The following is a 901-nucleotide window of genomic DNA, read 5'->3' as shown; positions in this document are numbered from 1 at the left end:
CTAAGTATAGGGCGTTGCGCTATTTTGCACGCTGACCCACCAATACTGCCGAAACAGGTTACGGTTAGTTGTGTACCTCTAACTTCTTATGGCTTCCTTCAGACCCCACCGTTGGCCAGTGACGCCCTTGCCATTCAGATTATCTTCCCCTTAGTCAGGGTGATAAGGCATCTTTCAGCCTATCGGGTTTGCCAGCTTCGCTGGGCAAACAAAAAAACCGACTTTCATCGGTTTCTTTTCTATTAACTTTATTAGTAATAGAAAGTAGTGGGTGCAGGACGTATCTTGCAAGAGTGAACCTCCGACTGCTTTGTTCGCAGTAGGTTACTCTATCCACATCCACGCTTTAATTTATTTCAGGCACAAAAAAAACGACTTAGTGTCGGCTTATGTATGAAAGTGGTCGGCGCAGGACGTATCTTGTAAGAGTGAACCTCCGACTGCTTGGTTCTCAATTCACCTAAACCTACACTTCACTTCACTTTATTTTAGGCACATCGAGTAGGGTGAGGCTTATGCCTCATCCCTCTCACAGAACCGTACGTACGGACCTCGTATACGGCTCCTGTACCCTTCACATTTTATCAACTTATTTCCTAAACGCTGATAAAGCAAGCCATCCCGTATTCACTTTTTCTATTGGATATAAACCAAGCTCCTCAAACCATTGGTTTGGCATCGATACACAAGATAAAGGGCTTAGTGAGTTACGCCACGAGTTCATCTTTATGAACTTAAACGGTGGCTTTTTCCCTAACTGCTTTAGTCGTCGATGTAGCCTTGATGGCTTCTTCCACAACCTCAGCTGTATTGCCCTTAGTCTTCGTCTGATCCAACCTGCCAAGGCTTTTAGCTCTCGCTTACAATTGGCTATACTAAAATAATTTACAAAACCGCGCAC

At 44.5% G+C, this 901-nt stretch carries 1 protein-coding gene; it reads right to left on the bottom strand.

Going from position 1 to position 901, the window contains the following annotated elements; genetic code table 11:
- Window positions 1-589: 589 nt before the first annotated feature.
- On the bottom strand, window positions 590-901 hold a 312-nt coding region (locus tag L655_RS0103935; protein ID WP_024605253.1), incomplete at its 5' end, for a group II intron maturase-specific domain-containing protein.

The organism is Pseudoalteromonas sp. TAE79 (assembly GCF_000498015.1).
GTDB lineage: Bacteria > Pseudomonadota > Gammaproteobacteria > Enterobacterales > Alteromonadaceae > Pseudoalteromonas.
Note: the sequence above shows the minus strand (reverse complement) of the source record. Positions and strands in the feature narration are given on the sequence as shown.